Raw genomic sequence first — 14,999 nt, forward strand, 5'->3', positions numbered from 1 at the left:
GCTACTTGGACCGGTCGGGGAAGCCAGAGGTGCGGCTCCGCACGTAGACCGTCTCCTCCGGACCGGATTTCACGAACGCCGAGAAGGTCGCGTGGTACGGCGTCTCGAGGCGGGTGTAGAGACTGGCCTTCGCCTTCGGATCGTGGGTCCAGCCGAACTGCCGCATCTCGTCCGCGTCGAACGGAGGCCGCGCCTCGTCATACGGCGGCCGCGCCTCGCCGATCGGCCACGTGCGGGTCGGGTTCGCCGGGTCATCGCCGTAGCGCTTCAGGAATTCGTCCACACAGGACTTCGGTGCCACGAAGGCGAAGGCGAGCCGTTCGGTGAGTCGCGGCTGGACGTCGAAATGGAATTCCTTCACCGGACAGGGCGGCAGCGTCATCTGGAACCGGGCGGAGGCCTCTTCCCAGCTGACGCCGCTCTCACTGCCCGGATACGCCCGCGGATCCGGCTGGCCATCGCAGCCGGCCAAAACCACGACGGAAAGGAGGACGGCAACCGCCACTGGCAACCGCGACTTCATCGTTTCCCTTCCTGGGACCGTCTTGCAGCCGCCAAGAAGGCCGCTGCAAGACGGTTCACTCATCGCTCAGCGGTGCCCCGGAAGGTCCACATACTGATTCGTGCTTCCCACCACCGTATAGTCCCGCGCCAGCCCGACCGCGGGCATCTGCGACAGGTCCTTCACGTTATAAGGCACCTTGTGCACGAGGATCGGCGGCTTGTCCGCATCGAAGTTGTACTGCTTCTTCAGGTCGACCCGGTAGCTTCCGCTCAGCTGCACCTGACCGTCCCCCGTGACCCGTGCGGACAAATCACCCGTGACGCGGTAGTCGAACGAATGCAACGAGAAGATGTGGTCGGGCACCTCGGTGAACTGCATGCCCATCCAGTTCGTGTCCAGCTTGAGCGCACACGTGGTACCAATCGGCCCGGTGCACTTCACCGCCGCCTGCTTGGCATATCGCTCCAGCTTGTCGCGCAGATCGGCCGCCCACTGGGGATCGCTGAACAGGTCCCGCATTTGCACGCCGCTGAGGACATAGTCCTCACCGCTCTTCCCGGCCCAATGGCGGAACAGCTCGCACGAAATCGGCCGGTTGAGGCAAGCGATCAGCCCGGCCGCGACCTGCTCGTTGCTGTACAGCCTAATGGCGTCCCGAAGCAGGTACCGCTCCATCGCGTTCGGTTCGTGGAACAACGGGTGGCCAGCCTCGTCGTCGGCATAGGGGTGTCCAGCTTCATCGGACAGATCCGGCGGACCCCCGAACATCTCCCGGAAGTAAAGCTCCCCCGCCCGCTTCCAAGCATCCGCGGCCGCCTGCACAGCCTCGTCCCGGCTGCGTCCGGCGTCCTGAGCCGACTTCGCCGCGTCGTTGGCCGCCGAGCGTGCGCTGGATGCCGAACCGGCTGCGTCCGAGGCCGAGGCCTGTGCCTGGCTGGCCGACTTCTGCGCCGACCGGGCCGCCTGCGCTGCCCTGGCTTCGGCGTCCGTCGCTTGCTTAGCCGACGCGACCGCGGCCTCGGCAGACTTCTTCGCCTCCGCGGCTGACGCAGACGCCTGGTTCGAGTACGTCTGCGCTTCGGCAGCCGACTTCTCTGCCTCTGAGGCGTACCTGGCAGCGTCGTCGGCCGCACCGCGAGCGATGGCGGCAGCACGAGCGGCGTCGAAAGCGTTCTGCCGCGCCAAAGCGGCGGACTGAGCGGCATCAGAGACGTAACCGGCGACCTCAGCGCGGTGCGTCGCGGTCAGGGCGTCCCGCTGCTGTGCCCGGTAAAGACCCGACTCGACGAAGGTCCGGACATAGCTCGGCGGGCCGGCCAATGCGGCTCGGCCTGCTGCCTTGACCTCCGGGCCGCCTGTGGCGACCGCCTGGGTGGCCAGCACGCGATCGTCGGCTTCGCGGGCGGTGTACTGGCCGGTGCGGATGAACTCGCGGACGTCGTCATCCGTTCCGGCGACGGCTTTCCGGCCCGCTGCCTGCACGCCAGGACCGCCGGCGGCGATGATCTGCGTGGCCAGCACGCGGTCGTCGGCGGAGCGGCCGGGGTACTTCCGGTTGTGCAGGAAGTCCTGGACCTCCGCGTCGGTGCCGGTCACCACCGTCTTCGCGGTCTGAGCCTCGGCGGCGTGCTCGGTCGAGGCCGCGATCGCGGCGACGCTCGCCCGGTCGTCCTGGTGCACCGCCCCGGGCTGGATGGTGAAGACGAAGCTGCGCACGTCGGCGTCATCGCCGATCAGCGCGGCTTCGGCTGCGGTGCGGGTGAACGGGCCACCGAGTTTGAACAAACCGGCGGCGGCCAGGCGGCCGTCGTGCACGACCACCGCTGGGTCGGCGCCCGGAGTGCGTGCTTCGGTGAGCAGCCGCTGGATTTCCGCGTCCTGCTTGGCTTCCTGTCCGGCAGTCCAGGTCGCGTCGGCTTTGGCCGCGGCTTCGGCGTCCTTCGCGGCTTGGGCGTCGGCGGTGTCCTCCGCTTCCTGCTGGACGAGCCGCTCGTCGTCGGCCTTGCGAGCGGTGGCGGCGACGGACGCGGCAGTGTCGGACGCGGTCTTCGCGTCGGTCGCTGCCTTGTCGGCTTCGGCGGCCGCAGCCTCGGCACGCTCAGCCGCGTGCTCGGCTTCCCCGGCGTGCGCGGCAGCTTCATCGGCGGCGTCGGCGGCAGCGGATGCGTGTGCTGCGGCCGAATCCGCCGCAGCGGCTGCCTGGTCGGCCGCGGCGACCGCTTCGTTGGCCAGTGATCGGGCGGCGGCCGCTGCCCGGCTCGCTTCCGCGGCTTGCGCCCTCGCTGCCGCAGCCGCGCGACGCGCTCGTTTCGCCTGTTCGCTGGCGTTACCGGCGTATCCGGCAGCAGCGTCGGCCGCGTCGCTGGCGAGGGCCGCATTCTGGCCTGCCGATGCCGCCGCGGTAGCGGCACCAGCGGCAGCGAATGCCGCGGTGACCGCGCCACGAGCAGCCTCGGCTGCTCGACGGGCGTTCAGTGCGACGCCTCGGGCGTCCACCGCCGCTTGCCTTGCTTGGTCTGCCTTTCCGGCGTCGGTAGCCGCTGCCGAGGCAGCACTCCGCGCCCTGGTCGCGGCCTGGCCCGCCTGCACCGCTGCGGTCGCGGCCTGAGCCGCGGCATTCGCGGCGACGCGGGCCGAGTTAGTCGCTGCCGACGCCGCGTGAATCGCCGTTCGCGCGGCGTCGGCGGCTCGGCTCGCGGCATCTGCGGCGCGACCGGCCGCAGCGGCGGCGAGTTGTGAATCGTCATGCGCAGCTTGCGTTTCGTCGGCGGCCTTCTGCGCGGCCTGCCGGGCGAGCTCCGCAGCCTGTACGGCCTGCGCCGACGCTTCCTTCGCGGTCTCGGTCTGCGCGGCGGCACGAGTCTGTGCGTCTGCCGCGAGATCGGCCAGTTGCGCGACGGTCAGCGTCTCGTGGTCCTGTGCGACCGCGACCTGGTAGCCGGTGGTGAGAAACTCTGCGACGTCGTCGGCAGTGCCGTTGAGAGCGATCTGCGCGGCCCGCTTCACCTGCGGACCGCCGGCGGCCATCAATTGCGTGACCCGCACCCGGTCATCCCCGACCTGTGCCTTCGCCCGGCCGGTGCTGAGGAATTCCTGCTGCTGCTCCGGGGTCCCGGCGAGCGCTTCCCGAGCCGCGCGCTGGACGCCGGGGCCGCCCGCCGCGAGCGCCTGCGTGACCTCGACGCGGATGTCGTCGAGCCGAGGCTGCGCCCATCCGTCGGCCAGGAATGCCTGCATTTCCGCGACCGTGCCGCCAACCACCGCCTGCGCGGCACGGCGCACGCCCGGACCGGAATGCGCGATCAGCTGGGTGACCCGCACTCGCAGGTCCCGTTCGGCTGCGGTACCGAGGCCGGAGGTCAGGAACGCGTGCACGTCGGCATCGGTTCCGGTGAGCGCCAGTTCGGCGGCCGCTTTGACGCCGGGCCCGCCGGTTTTGAGCTGTTCGAGGGCTTGGCTCCGCTCGGACGGCGGCGCTGGATCGGCGGCTGCCGCGGGTACCGCGGAAAGCCCGGAAAACACGGTCGCCGCGGCGACCGCCACTGCCAAGGATCTGCGGAAAGGTTTCACAGTGTTCCTCCCCTGGACACGACGAGACAGCGAGCCGAACCGCGCCCGGAAAAGGGCGCGGACGACTCACCGAAGGTTTTTCAGCAGGAACTGTTCAGGATTTCCCGGACCGCAATTCGACGAGCGGTGTGAACCCGTTTTTCGGGTCAACGCCTTCACCGACCGGCGTGTAGGTGTTCTTCGGGATGTCGGTCGGCGTGGCGACGTTCTTGACCACCACGGTCGCCTTCAACTCGTGCTGGTCGCCGGTGACTGCGTAGACGTCCGGCACGTCCATGGTGAGGTAGCCGGATTCCCCGGTGACGCGGAAGCAGAAGAAGTCGTTCGCCGCGGCACGGCTCCACACCTTGACGAGCGTGCCGCCGGAGGCGCAGTCGGCGAACAGGATGTGGCCGTCGCCCTTCAGCAGCCGAATGTGGTACTGAGCGTAGATCTGGTCCGCCCCGGGATAGTCGAAGTCCTCGACAATAGGCGGCGGAGCGTCGTCGGCCGCGGCAATCCCGGAAGCGAATGGAAAAACGGCAACGGAAAGCATTGCCGTGGCGAGTACCCGCCCGGACAGTTTCACTGGTATCCCCTCGAAAAGGGCAGCTTGCGGCTTGCCCCCAGTCCCCGAACCACCAGGAAGCTTAATGGCGCGCTTAGCCGAGAGTCAACAAATAAACGGCGGTGCCCGGTGAGCGGGAAACGCTCACCGGGCACCGCCGCCACTGACCTTTTTGTCCTGTTTACCCGTTCAGCTCAGCCGACTCCTCGTCGCTGAGCAACCGAGACCGGATGAGGAACCGCACCCCCTCCGGGGCCTCCACAGAGAACCCGCTGCCCCGTCCGGGAACCACGTCGATCGTCAGATGCGTATGCCGCCAGTACTCGAACTGCGGCCCCGACATCCACACCGGCACCGCGTCGATGCCGTCCACCGCCAGGTCGCCCAGATGGACATCGCGGGCGCCGACCCGGAATTCGCCGATCGGGTAGCACATCGGGGCGCTGCCGTCGCAGCATCCGCCGGACTGGTGGAACATCACCGGTCCGTGGACTGGCACCAGCCGCCGCAGGAGGTCGGCGGCGGCTGGGGTCAGGTCCACCCGCTGGGGCATCAGAAGAAGCCCAGCGCCTGGTCGGAGTAGGAGACCAGCATGTTCTTCGTCTGCTGGTAGTGGTCCAGCATCATCTTGTGGTTCTCGCGGCCGATGCCGGACGCCTTGTAGCCGCCGAAGGCCGCGTGGGCCGGGTAGGCGTGGTAGTTGTTCACCCACACGCGGCCGGCCTGGATGTCGCGGCCCGCGCGGTAAGCGGTGTTGCCGTCGCGGGACCAGACGCCGGCGCCGAGGCCGTACAGGGTGTCGTTGGCGATCTTGAGCGCGTCGTCGTAGTCGTCGAACTTCGCCACGGACACCACCGGGCCGAAGATCTCCTCCTGGAAGATCCGCATCTTGTTGTCGCCCTCGAACACCGTCGGCTGCACGTAGTAGCCGCCGGACAGGTCGCCGCCGAGGTCGGACTGCTCGCCGCCGGTGAGGACCTTCGCGCCCTCCTGCTTGCCGATGTCGATGTAGGACAGGATTTTCTCGAGCTGGTCGTTCGAGGCCTGCGCGCCGATCATCGTCTCGGTGTCGAGCGGGTTGCCCTGTTTGATCTTCTTCACGCGCTCGACCGCGTCGCCGAGGAACCGGTCGTAGATGCCGGACTGGATCAGCGCGCGCGACGGGCAGGTGCAGACCTCGCCCTGGTTGAGCGCGAAGAGCGCGAAGCCTTCCTGCGCCTTGTCGTAGAACGCGTCGTTGGCCGCGGCGACGTCGTCGAAGAAGATGTTCGGGCTCTTGCCGCCGAGTTCGACGGTCACCGGGATGATGTTTTCGCTGGCGTACTGCAGGATCAGCCGCCCGGTGGTGGTCTCGCCGGTGAACGCGACCTTGCGCACCCGGTCGCTCGATGCGAGCGGCTTGCCCGCCTCGACGCCGAAGCCGTTGACGATGTTCAGCACACCCGGCGGGATCAGGTCGCCGATGATCGACATCAGCAGATGGATCGACGCCGGGGTCTGCTCGGCGGGCTTGAGCACGATCGCGTTGCCCGCGGCCAGCGCCGGGGCGAGCTTCCAGACCGCCATGAGCAGCGGGAAGTTCCACGGGATGATCTGGCCGACGACGCCGAGCGGCTCGTGGAAGTGGTAGGCGACCGTGTTGTCGTCGATCTGCGAGATGCCGCCCTCCTGGGCGCGCAGGGCGCCGGCGAAGTAGCGGAAGTGGTCGATCGCGAGCGGGATGTCCGCGGCGAGGGTCTCGCGGACCGGCTTGCCGTTCTCCCAGGACTCGGCGACCGCGATCCGCTCGAGGTTCTGCTCCATCCGGTCGGCGATCTTGAGCAGGATGTTCGCGCGCTCCTCGGGCGAGGTGCGACCCCACGCGGGCGCGGCGCCCTCGGCCGCGTCGAGCGCCCGGTCGATGTCCGCCGCCGTCCCTCGGGCGATCTCGGTGAAGGTTTTGCCGGTCACCGGCGTCGGGTTCTCGAAGTACTGCCCGCCGGCCGGCGCGACGTATTCGCCGCCGATGTAGTGGTCGTAGCGGGTCTCGTAGTCGACGACGGAGCCGTCGGTGTTCGGTGCGGCGTATACGGCCATCTTGCCCTGCCTCGTTGCTGGTCGGTGACGGTCGGCAGCGACCGTAGGCCGGGCAACGTTGCGCCGACGTTGCAGCCTTGTGACCAGGGTCTCTACTCTCATTCGTGTGGCAGAGCCGCCCGAACCCGACCTGCTGCGCGATCCGGAGTCGTACGCGCAGCTGCTCCGGCACGTCCGCGAAGCGGTCCTGTCCGGGGCTGCCGCGCCGCGCTCGCCGCGCTCGGTGGTGTCGGCGTCGTGGGAACGCTCGCTGGCCGCGCACGTCGATCCGGACGCAGGCGAGGCCCCGCTGATCTGCGAGCCGGACGAGCTCACCGACCTGCGCGCGGAGCATCCGCTGGCCCCGGTGCTGCCACTGCTGCGCGAGATGCTGGTGAGCATCGCCGACGACGCCGAGCACATGATGATCGTGACCGACGCGAACGGGCTCATCCTGTGGCGCGAGGGCGCGACCGGCGTGCTGCTGCGTGCGGACCAGGTCGCGCTCACCGAAGGCACACGGTGGAGCGAAGAGGCGATCGGCACGAACGCGATGGGCACCACGCTCGCGACCGGACAGCCGGTGCAGATCTACTCCGCCGAACACCTCGTCCGCCGCTATCACACGTGGACCTGCGCGGCGGCGCCGGTACGCGACCCGGACACCGGCGCACTGCTCGGCTCGATCGACGTCAGCGGACCGCTCCGCACGGTGCATCCGGCGATGTTGTCGCTGGTCACCGCCACGGCGCAGCTTGCCGAGGGACGGCTGCGAGCCCAACTGGCGGTCCGCGACGAGAAGGTGCGCCGGGCGAACATGCCGCACCTGGCGTCGTTGCGCGGCCGCCCCGGCGCACTCCTTTCGGCGGGCGGGCGGGTGCTGGCCGCCGAAGCGTGCACCCTTCCATCCACTGTGGAGGTACGAAAAGGCGGCGGCACCGTGACCCTCCCGGACGGCCGGGTCGCCACCGTCGACCCGCTCGACGAGGGCTATCTGCTGCGGATCGCCACGTCCGGCTCCGCGACCCGGCGGAAGTTGTCGCTCGAATACCTCACCGATGGCCCCGGATCGACCACTGTGGACGGTCGAGACATCCCGTTCACCTTGCGGCACGCCGAATTGCTTACTCTGCTTGCGCTTCAGCCGCGCGGTTTGTCGGCGGAGAAGCTGGCGTTGCAGCTGTACGGCGAAGCCGGCAACCCGGTAACCGTGCGCGCCGAAATCCACCGCTTGCGCACCCAGCTGGGCACCGGGGTGTTGCAGACGCGCCCGTACCGCCTCGCGGCCACCGTGGACGCGGATTTCCTGCGCACCAAAGCCGCTCTGCGCGCCGGGGACGCCGCGGCGGCGGTCCGGTCGTTCCAGGGACCGCTGCTCGCCGAGTCGGAATCGCCCGCGATCCTGGAGGAACGCGAGTCGATCAGCGCGCAGGTCCGGCAGCTGGCATTGAACAGCGGCGACGCGGATACGTTGTGGTCGTTCTGGGAAACCTCCTGTGGTGCTGATGATCTGGCGATCCTGGATGCGCTGGCCTCGGTGCTCGCCCCGTCGGATCCGCGGTTGGCGGCGGTGCGGACGCACCGGGCCCGGCTGGGTTGAGTGCTACCGCGCCACAGCGGTTTCCCGGATCGCCCCGTCCACCGGAGCCGGGTAGTTGAGCTCCAAATACAGCTCCCGCAACAACAATCCGTCCATGTGCTGCACCGTCAGCCCCGGCTGTTTCCCGCTCAGCCCGTTGAGGAACCCGCCGAGTTTGAACGCGCCGCGCACCGGCCAGGACGGCATTGGGCGCACCCGGCGCGGTCGCCCCGCCGCCGCGGCCAGCCGGGCGAACATGTCCGTCCACTGGAGATTTTCCTCTGCTACCGGGATATCCGCGCCCGACGCCTGCTCCAGCGCATCCACCGTCGCGACGCCAACCCCGCGCGCGCTCGTCGCGGCGGTCCCGCCGGGTGGTGCGAAGAGCGGCGAGTTGGAACGGACCCACTTGACGATCGGCACCGACCACTGCGGCACCCGGCCCTCCGCAACACCGAAGACAAACGGCACTTCGATCACCGCGACCGGCAACCCCGGCCCGGCAGTTTCGCGCGCCACGCGGGCCTGCTCCAGCCGACTGCGCACGTACGGATGCTTCGCGGCCAACCCCCATTCAGGGCGCACGCGGTCGAAGTACGTGTAGTACGACCCAAGCACCGCCGCGCGCGTACAGCCTGCTTCGCGCGCCGCGCGCAACAACGCGGCGACTGGTGCGACGTTGCCCGCGCGCAGCCGAGGCTCGACCGGTCCGCGTCCGACCGCACGGTCGTCCATGCCACCCGCGAAGACGACACCGTCGTGTCCGTCGAGCGCTTCGCGCAGTTCGGCGTGCGAAGCCTTCGAGACGTCGAGCGTCCGGTCGACTCCTTCACGTGCCGTACGCGCGACGGCGGTCGTCTCGTGCCCGCGGTTCCGCAGCTCGTCGAGCACGTGCTGGCCCAGCAGGCCACTGCCGCCTACCACCAAGATTTTCATAGTTCGTTCCATGCCGTCACGCCGTCATGATGACGCAACGCACCGACAAAACGCTTGAGCGGCTCGATGATCCGCCCGGCAGAGGTCTTCGCTGCCTCTGCCGGGCGCGCCGGGGTGATCAGTTGAAGATCACGTCCGAGCAGGAGTAGAAGGCCTCTCCGGAATCGGGCCAGTGGCGCTGCCAGATCGAGTAGATCAGGTGCCGGCCGGTGCGTCCGCCGGGCAGGTTCGCCTGAAGCTGGTAGGCGTTGCCCGCGATCGGCGGGTTGTCCTGCTTGTAGAACGGGGTGTCCTCCAGGTCGGACCACTTGAGCGGTTTCGTCGGGTCGTAACCGGGCTTGGTGACATACAGCTCGAAGGTGCCCTCGTGCGCGGCGGTCAACTGGTACTGGAAGGTGTACGGGCCGCTGCTCGGCAACGTGGTCGCGGGCCAGTCGTCGCGGGCGAGGTCGAGCCCCTTGTACTTGTCGCGGCCGGCGCTGCACAGCTTGCCGTCCGGGATGATCTCGCGGCTGCGGCCGCTGGCGTCGCCGATGTTGACCTCGTCCCAGTCGTAGATCGGCCAGCTGTCGCCGACCGCGACGGCGGCCTTGCACGCGGCGGACTGCGGATTCTCCGGACCCTCCTGGAAACACTGCATGATCCGGCTGATCGGGTTGCCCATCGAGCCGTGCGCGAGGGCCGGGACGGCGGTGAACACCGAAACCGTGCCGAGCACGGCGGTCAGTATCCCGACTTTGACGGCGGAGCGGGAAAACTTCATCGCGGGATTCCTCTCCTGAGAGGTCTAGACCACACCCACGGTAGGGGCCCGGAAGCACTGCGTTGTAGACCCGAAAGTCGGGCGCACCCGAGGTAGACAGCGTCTACTTACTTTGATAGACAGTGTCTACAAGATGAACCAGGGGTTACGGAGAACGGAATGGGTTTCCACACGTTCGTCGCCGTCGGCGACAGCTGCGCGGAGGGGCTGGACGATCCCTACCCGGATCACAGCCGGTACCGCGGCTGGGCGGACTACGTCGCCGGCCGGCTCGCGCGCGACGAAACCGCGTTCCGTTACGCCAATCTCGCCGTTCGCGGCCGGCGGCTGGACCAGATCGCCGCGGAGCAGCTGCCCACGGCCGAGCGGCACGAGCCGGACCTGATCGCCTTGTTCGGCGGTGGCAATGACGTGATGAGCCGCGGCTGGGACGCTCGCACGGTCGCTCGCCGGGTCGACACCGCGATCCGGCAGTGCACGCAGATCGCGCCGACGGTCGTCACCTTCACCTTGAGCGACATCGCGCACCGCATGCCGCTGGGCGGGCGGATGCGGCCGCGGGTCACCGCGCTCAACGACGCCATCCGCGAGGCGTCGGTCAGCTACGGCGCGAAGCTCGTCGACCTGTGGCCGGACCAGGCCGCACACGACTCGCGTTACTTCGGGCCGGACCGGTTGCACCTGTCGCGGGCCGGGCATCTGCGCGTCGCTGGCCACGTGCTCGACCGGCTCGGCGTCGCGCACGACGGCAGCTGGCTCCAGCCGCTTCCTGGCGCTCCGGCCCAGGGCAGCGCGATCGCCGACCTGCGCTGGCTGTGGCAGGAGGTGCTGCCGGTGGGAATCACGCGGCTGCGCAACCACCTCACCGGCCGGTCCCCTGGCGACGGCTTCCTGCCGAAGCGTCCAGAGCTGCTGCCGGTGGCCTTCTCCGAAGCTCAGGTATGAGCGCACGGCAGCGGTTGATCCGCACCGCGGCGGATCTGCTCGTCGGCTCCGGCGTCGAGGCCGTGACGTTGCGCGGTATCGCGAAGGCAGCAGGCGTGTCGCACGGTGCGCCGCTTCGTCACTTCTCGGGACGCGCGGAGCTGCTGTCAGCCGTAGCGACGCTTGGCTTCACACAGCTGCTCCATCGCGGCGCACAGTTGCCCGATGGCACCCCGCGCGAACGCGTCACGGCCGCCTGTCACGCGTACGTCGACTTCGCGGTTACGAACCCTGCGATGTTCGAGCTGATGTTCCGTCGCGACCTCATCGACCCGCAGGAGCCGGGGCTGGTCGCGGCCAGCAGTGCCGTCTTCGACACCTTCGCCGAGCTAGTGCGGCTTGACCGCGCCGAAGCGGACGACGACCGGCTGCGTCCGGGTACGGATCCTCGGCTGGTCGCGGCGTCGCTGTGGGCGGCTTTACACGGTCTCGCGCAGCTGTGGCTGTGGGGCGCGCTGGCCGGGGCCAGCTTCGCGCCTTCGCCGGAATCGGCGCTGGCGGTGACGCTCGACGCGTATCTGGGGTGAAGCTCAGCGGAGAGCCCGGAATCCTCCCCACCCCTGGCTCTCCGCCGAACAGCGGGAATGGATGACCATTCAGAACCGACCGTAACCGCTCGATCCCGTCCGCGGAATCCGCCCTTCGCCGCAGCCGCGGGTAAACCCTCGCGGTAGGCGGCCTGCCGCGATCGCGGTACGGAATTGGGAAACCGCCGGTCAGGGAGGTAGTTTCGGCGCGTGATGCGGATCCTGCGGGCGCGGCCGCTGTGCACGGATTCGCTCCTGGCGGCTGCGGTCGGACTATTCCTTTTCGCCGGGGCGGCGGTCCACCACGGCTCCCTCGGCGACCGGCCGGGGCTGTTCGGGCTGCTGCTCGCCGCGGCGGGCGCGGCCCCGCTGGTGGTCCGGCGACGCTACCCGATCAGCGCGCTGATCGCGGTGACCCTGCTGGTCGGCGCGTTCGCGCTGGCCGGATACCGCGCGACGCTCGGCCGTCCCGACCTGATGATCGCCGCGTACACAGTGTGGGCGCGCTATCCGATCCGGCAGGCCTGGCCGCCTTCGCTGTTCGCGGTGGCCGGCTTCGAGATCACGATGCTCGTCGGCGACAACTCGAATCCCGTCGGCGACACAGTGATCGCGGCACTGCAAGCGTGCGTGATCATCCTTATTGGACACTCGGTCTACCTTCGCGGGCTCGCCCTCGACGCGACCGCGGAGCGTGCTGACCGCGCCGAACTGGCGGTCGTCGAAGAGCGGCTGCGTATCGCCCGCGAACTGCACGACGTTGTCTCGCATCATCTGTCGGTGATCTCCGTGCAGGCCAACCTCGCGCGGTACGTCTTCGAGTCCGCGCCGGACACCGCGCGCGGCGCGCTCGACACGATCACCGGCACGACCACCGAGGCGCTGGACGAACTCCGCCGTCTGCTCAGCGTGCTGCGCCCGCCGCACCACGAGCCGGGCGAATACCGTCCGCAGCCGGGTCTCGAAGAGCTTCCCTCGCTGGTCAGCCGGGTCCGCGAGGCCGGGCTGACCGTGCGGCTGCGGGTCACCGGAACGCCGCGGACGTTGCCGTCGGGGCAGCAACTGTGCGCGTACCGGGTCGCCCAAGAAGCGCTCACGAACGTCCTGAAGCACGCGCCGGATTCCTTCGCCGCGCTGGATGTCGAGTACCTGTCCGACGCATTGCGGCTGAGCGTCGCCGACTCCGGCGGCGGACCGCGCGCCGACGGCAATCCCGCCGGTCACGGCCTCGTCGGCATGCGGGAGCGGGCGCGTATGTACGGTGGCGAGATCGAAATCGGGCCACGCGAACCGGCGGGGTTCGAGGTGGTGCTGACCCTCCCGTACTCGGACCGGACCGGTGGAGAACCGAAGTGACCAGTGTGCTCGTGGTGGACGACCAGGATCTCGTCCGCGCCGGCCTCGTCGCGCTGCTCAACGCCGCGCCGGGCGTCGAAGTCGTCGGCGAGGCGCGGGACGGTTTGGAAGCCGTGCACGAGGCGGCGCGGCTGCGGCCCGAGGTGATCCTGATGGACATCCGGCTGCCCGGTCTCGACGGCGTTTCGGCCACCGCCCGCATCCTCGCCGGGCCGGACAACCCGCGCGTGCTGATCCTGACCGTCTTCGACCTCGACGAGTACGTCTACCGCGCGCTGCGGGCCGGTGCGGCCGGATTCCTGCTCAAGGACAGCCCTCCGGAGACGCTGATCTCCGGCATCCAGTCAGTGGCGCGCGGAGACATGCTGTTCGGCCCGACAATCACGCGGCGGCTGGTGGAGGCGTACACGAGTACGCCGCCCGCGGAACCCGCGCCGGAGCTGAGCGCGCTGACCGAGCGCGAACGCGAGGTGCTCCGGTTGGTGGGGACGGGGATGCCGAACGGGGAGATCGCGACTCGGTTGCTGGTCAGCGAGGCGACGGTGAAGACTCATCTCAACCGGCTGATGCCGAAGCTCGGGATTTCCAGCCGCGCACAGGCAGTGGTGGTCGCTTACGAAACCGGCTTGGTCCGGCCGGGACGGTAGCCGAATTCGTTGCGCAGCACCCGTTCCGCGGCGTGTTGACCGGCCATTCCGTGCACTCCCGGCCCGGGCGGGGTCGCGGCTGAGCACAGGTAGACGCCACGCAATGGGGTTCGGTACGGGTCCCAGCGCAGGATCGGCCGACCCAGCACCTGGCGCAGCGTGACCGCGGCGGCCGCGATGTCGCCGCCGACGTAATTGGCGTTGTAAGCCTCGAAATCGCGCGCCGGGATCGCGCGCGAGGCGAGGATCGTGTCGCGGAAACCGGGAGCGAAGCGTTCGATGCGGCGGATGATCGCGGCGGTCGGGTCGAGCGGATCTCCGTGCGGGACATGGGCGTAGGCCCAGATCGGCTGCTTGCCGGGGAGGCCACGGGACGGGTCGGCGGTCATCGGCTGGGAAAGGAGGACGAACGGATCCCGCGCCCGCTTTCCGGCAGCGACTGCGTTGTCGGCCGCGTACACTTCTGCTCTTGTCCCTCCGATGTGGATAGTCCCGGCCCGGCCGAGTTCCGTTTCGCGCCACGGGATCGCTTCGGAGACCAGGAAGTCGACCTTCGCCGCGGCCGGCCCGTATCGGACATTCTCCAGCGCTCTGCGGTACTGCTGGGGCAGCAACCGTCCGGCGATATCGAGGACGCCTTTCGGCGCTAGGTCCAAGAGGACGGCGCGTGCGTGCGCTAAGTCGCGTACGTCGGTGACGCGCGCGTTGGTGCGTACGCGACCACCGTGGGCCTCGATGTCGGCGACGAGAGCATCGGTGATCCGTTGCGAACCGCCGCGGGGAATCGGCCAGCCTGTGCTGTGCGCGAGATGCGTCAGCAGGACCGCGATCCCGCTGCCGATGAGTGAAGGCAGTTTGCCGAGCGCGTGTGCCTCGACACCGGCTATGAGCGCTGCCGCTTCCTTGCTCTTGAAGGAGTTAGCCGCGAGAGCGCGCGTCGCGATGTACGCCGCCGTACGCGGATGCGGCGGGTGGCGAAGGTCGCCGAGGAGTACTTCGGTGATCTCAGCACTGTGCTCGATCAGCGGTGCCATGAAGCGCCGCCAACGCGCACCGTCGGTTCCTAGCCGGGCACAGGTGCGGTCGAGGTCCGCGTACGCGATGGCTGCGGTCTTCTCGTCGATCGGGTGCGCGTACGGGATTTCGGGATGGCAGAGGTCCAGATCGAACTGCCTGAGGAACGGCGAAGCCGCGGCCATCGGATGGACCGCCGAGCAGATGTCATGGATAACGTCCGCGTCGAACAATCGCTTCGATCGCGCCCCGCCGCCGGACTCGGCCGCTGCCTCGTACACCTCGACCGACAACCCGGCCCGCGCCAGCACTACGGCCGCGGCCAGGCCGTTCGGGCCCGAGCCGACGACCGCGACGTCCAGCGTGACGGGCGGAAACACGTCCCGATCGTAGGACCGCGACGAACCGGGCGCCCAGTGTCACTCCCGAACATCTGATCGAATATTGTCGTACCCCACGCCTACCGTGCACCCCATGCCGGTCCGCACGGGCCGCGCCTGCTGGAGAGGGGGGGTC

13 protein-coding genes are annotated in these 14,999 nt (G+C 69.1%); 5 read left to right on the forward strand and 8 right to left on the reverse strand.

Features of this window, described 5'->3' with window-relative positions; genetic code table 11:
• Position 1: 1 nt before the first annotated feature.
• The 5 genes from L3Q65_RS30665 to adh form a co-directional block, all read right to left on the reverse strand.
• Entirely contained in the window at positions 2 to 523 is a 522-nt protein-coding gene (locus L3Q65_RS30665) for a hypothetical protein (RefSeq protein ID WP_237597293.1), read from the reverse strand.
• 66 nt (positions 524 to 589) lie between these two features.
• Positions 590 to 4,075, reverse strand: a complete 3,486-nt coding sequence (locus L3Q65_RS30670; RefSeq protein ID WP_237597294.1) for an ALF repeat-containing protein — start codon at positions 4,073 to 4,075, stop codon at positions 590 to 592.
• 94 nt (positions 4,076 to 4,169) lie between these two features.
• The gene (locus L3Q65_RS30675; protein ID WP_182889750.1) at positions 4,170 to 4,643 is read right to left on the reverse strand and encodes a hypothetical protein; all 474 of its coding nucleotides are present in this window, start codon (positions 4,641 to 4,643) and stop codon (positions 4,170 to 4,172) included.
• A gap of 160 nt (positions 4,644 to 4,803) precedes the next feature.
• Positions 4,804 to 5,175 carry a DUF779 domain-containing protein gene (locus L3Q65_RS30680; RefSeq protein ID WP_182889749.1) on the reverse strand — a complete coding sequence of 124 codons (372 nt, stop codon included), beginning with the start codon at positions 5,173 to 5,175 and terminating at the stop codon, positions 4,804 to 4,806.
• Complete coding sequence (gene adh / locus L3Q65_RS30685) at positions 5,175 to 6,698, reverse strand: aldehyde dehydrogenase (protein ID WP_237597295.1); 1,524 nt, start codon at positions 6,696 to 6,698, stop codon at positions 5,175 to 5,177. Before adh ends, L3Q65_RS30680 begins: the two co-directional genes overlap by 1 nt.
• A 100-nt stretch (positions 6,699 to 6,798) precedes the next feature.
• Here adh and L3Q65_RS30690 point away from each other — a divergent pair, with 100 nt between their 5' ends.
• Complete coding sequence (locus tag L3Q65_RS30690; protein WP_237600958.1) at positions 6,799 to 8,277, forward strand: helix-turn-helix domain-containing protein; 1,479 nt, start codon at positions 6,799 to 6,801, stop codon at positions 8,275 to 8,277.
• A 3-nt stretch (positions 8,278 to 8,280) separates the two neighbouring features.
• Here L3Q65_RS30690 and L3Q65_RS30695 read toward each other — a convergent pair whose 3' ends face one another.
• Entirely contained in the window at positions 8,281 to 9,192 is a 912-nt protein-coding gene (locus L3Q65_RS30695; RefSeq protein ID WP_182889747.1) for an NAD(P)-dependent oxidoreductase, read from the reverse strand.
• A 118-nt stretch (positions 9,193 to 9,310) separates the two neighbouring features.
• On the reverse strand, positions 9,311 to 9,955 hold the full coding sequence (locus L3Q65_RS30700; protein ID WP_237597296.1) for a lytic polysaccharide monooxygenase: 645 nt from the start codon (positions 9,953 to 9,955) through the stop codon (positions 9,311 to 9,313).
• Positions 9,956 to 10,114: 159 nt separating this feature from the next.
• Between L3Q65_RS30700 and L3Q65_RS30705 the strand changes: the two genes are divergently transcribed.
• From L3Q65_RS30705 to L3Q65_RS30720, 4 genes are all read left to right on the forward strand, one after another.
• Positions 10,115 to 10,900 (forward strand): SGNH/GDSL hydrolase family protein, encoded by a 786-nt coding sequence (locus L3Q65_RS30705; RefSeq protein WP_237597297.1) that lies wholly within the window; start codon positions 10,115 to 10,117, stop codon positions 10,898 to 10,900.
• A complete protein-coding gene (locus L3Q65_RS30710) occupies positions 10,897 to 11,466 on the forward strand; it encodes a TetR/AcrR family transcriptional regulator (protein ID WP_237597298.1) in 570 nt (189 codons plus the stop codon). The genes L3Q65_RS30705 and L3Q65_RS30710 overlap by 4 nt, the downstream gene beginning before the upstream one ends.
• 213 nt (positions 11,467 to 11,679) lie before the next feature.
• Positions 11,680 to 12,822 (forward strand): sensor histidine kinase, encoded by a 1,143-nt coding sequence (locus L3Q65_RS30715; RefSeq protein ID WP_182890224.1) that lies wholly within the window; start codon positions 11,680 to 11,682, stop codon positions 12,820 to 12,822.
• Complete coding sequence (locus L3Q65_RS30720; protein ID WP_182889743.1) at positions 12,819 to 13,469, forward strand: response regulator transcription factor; 651 nt, start codon at positions 12,819 to 12,821, stop codon at positions 13,467 to 13,469. Before L3Q65_RS30715 ends, L3Q65_RS30720 begins: the two co-directional genes overlap by 4 nt.
• On the opposite strand, the gene L3Q65_RS30725 is transcribed toward L3Q65_RS30720, so the two are convergent.
• Complete coding sequence (locus L3Q65_RS30725; RefSeq protein WP_237597299.1) at positions 13,436 to 14,863, reverse strand: NAD(P)/FAD-dependent oxidoreductase; 1,428 nt, start codon at positions 14,861 to 14,863, stop codon at positions 13,436 to 13,438. The genes L3Q65_RS30720 and L3Q65_RS30725 overlap by 34 nt on opposite strands.
• Positions 14,864 to 14,999: the final 136 nt, after the last annotated feature.

It is taken from the genome of Amycolatopsis sp. FU40 (assembly GCF_021903635.1).
Taxonomy (GTDB): Bacteria; Actinomycetota; Actinomycetes; order Mycobacteriales; family Pseudonocardiaceae; genus Amycolatopsis; species Amycolatopsis dendrobii.

Coding starts and splice junctions, on each gene's coding strand:
- L3Q65_RS30665 (WP_237597293.1), bottom strand. CDS start 523: ATGAAGTCGCGGTTGCCAGTGGCGGTTGCCGTCCTCCTTTCCGTCGTG.
- L3Q65_RS30680 (WP_182889749.1), bottom strand. CDS start 5,175: ATGCCCCAGCGGGTGGACCTGACCCCAGCCGCCGCCGACCTCCTGCGG.
- adh (WP_237597295.1), bottom strand. CDS start 6,698: ATGGCCGTATACGCCGCACCGAACACCGACGGCTCCGTCGTCGACTAC.
- L3Q65_RS30695 (WP_182889747.1), bottom strand. CDS start 9,192: ATGAAAATCTTGGTGGTAGGCGGCAGTGGCCTGCTGGGCCAGCACGTG.
- L3Q65_RS30700 (WP_237597296.1), bottom strand. CDS start 9,955: ATGAAGTTTTCCCGCTCCGCCGTCAAAGTCGGGATACTGACCGCCGTG.
- L3Q65_RS30705 (WP_237597297.1), top strand. CDS start 10,115: ATGGGTTTCCACACGTTCGTCGCCGTCGGCGACAGCTGCGCGGAGGGG.
- L3Q65_RS30710 (WP_237597298.1), top strand. CDS start 10,897: ATGAGCGCACGGCAGCGGTTGATCCGCACCGCGGCGGATCTGCTCGTC.
- L3Q65_RS30715 (WP_182890224.1), top strand. CDS start 11,680: ATGCGGATCCTGCGGGCGCGGCCGCTGTGCACGGATTCGCTCCTGGCG.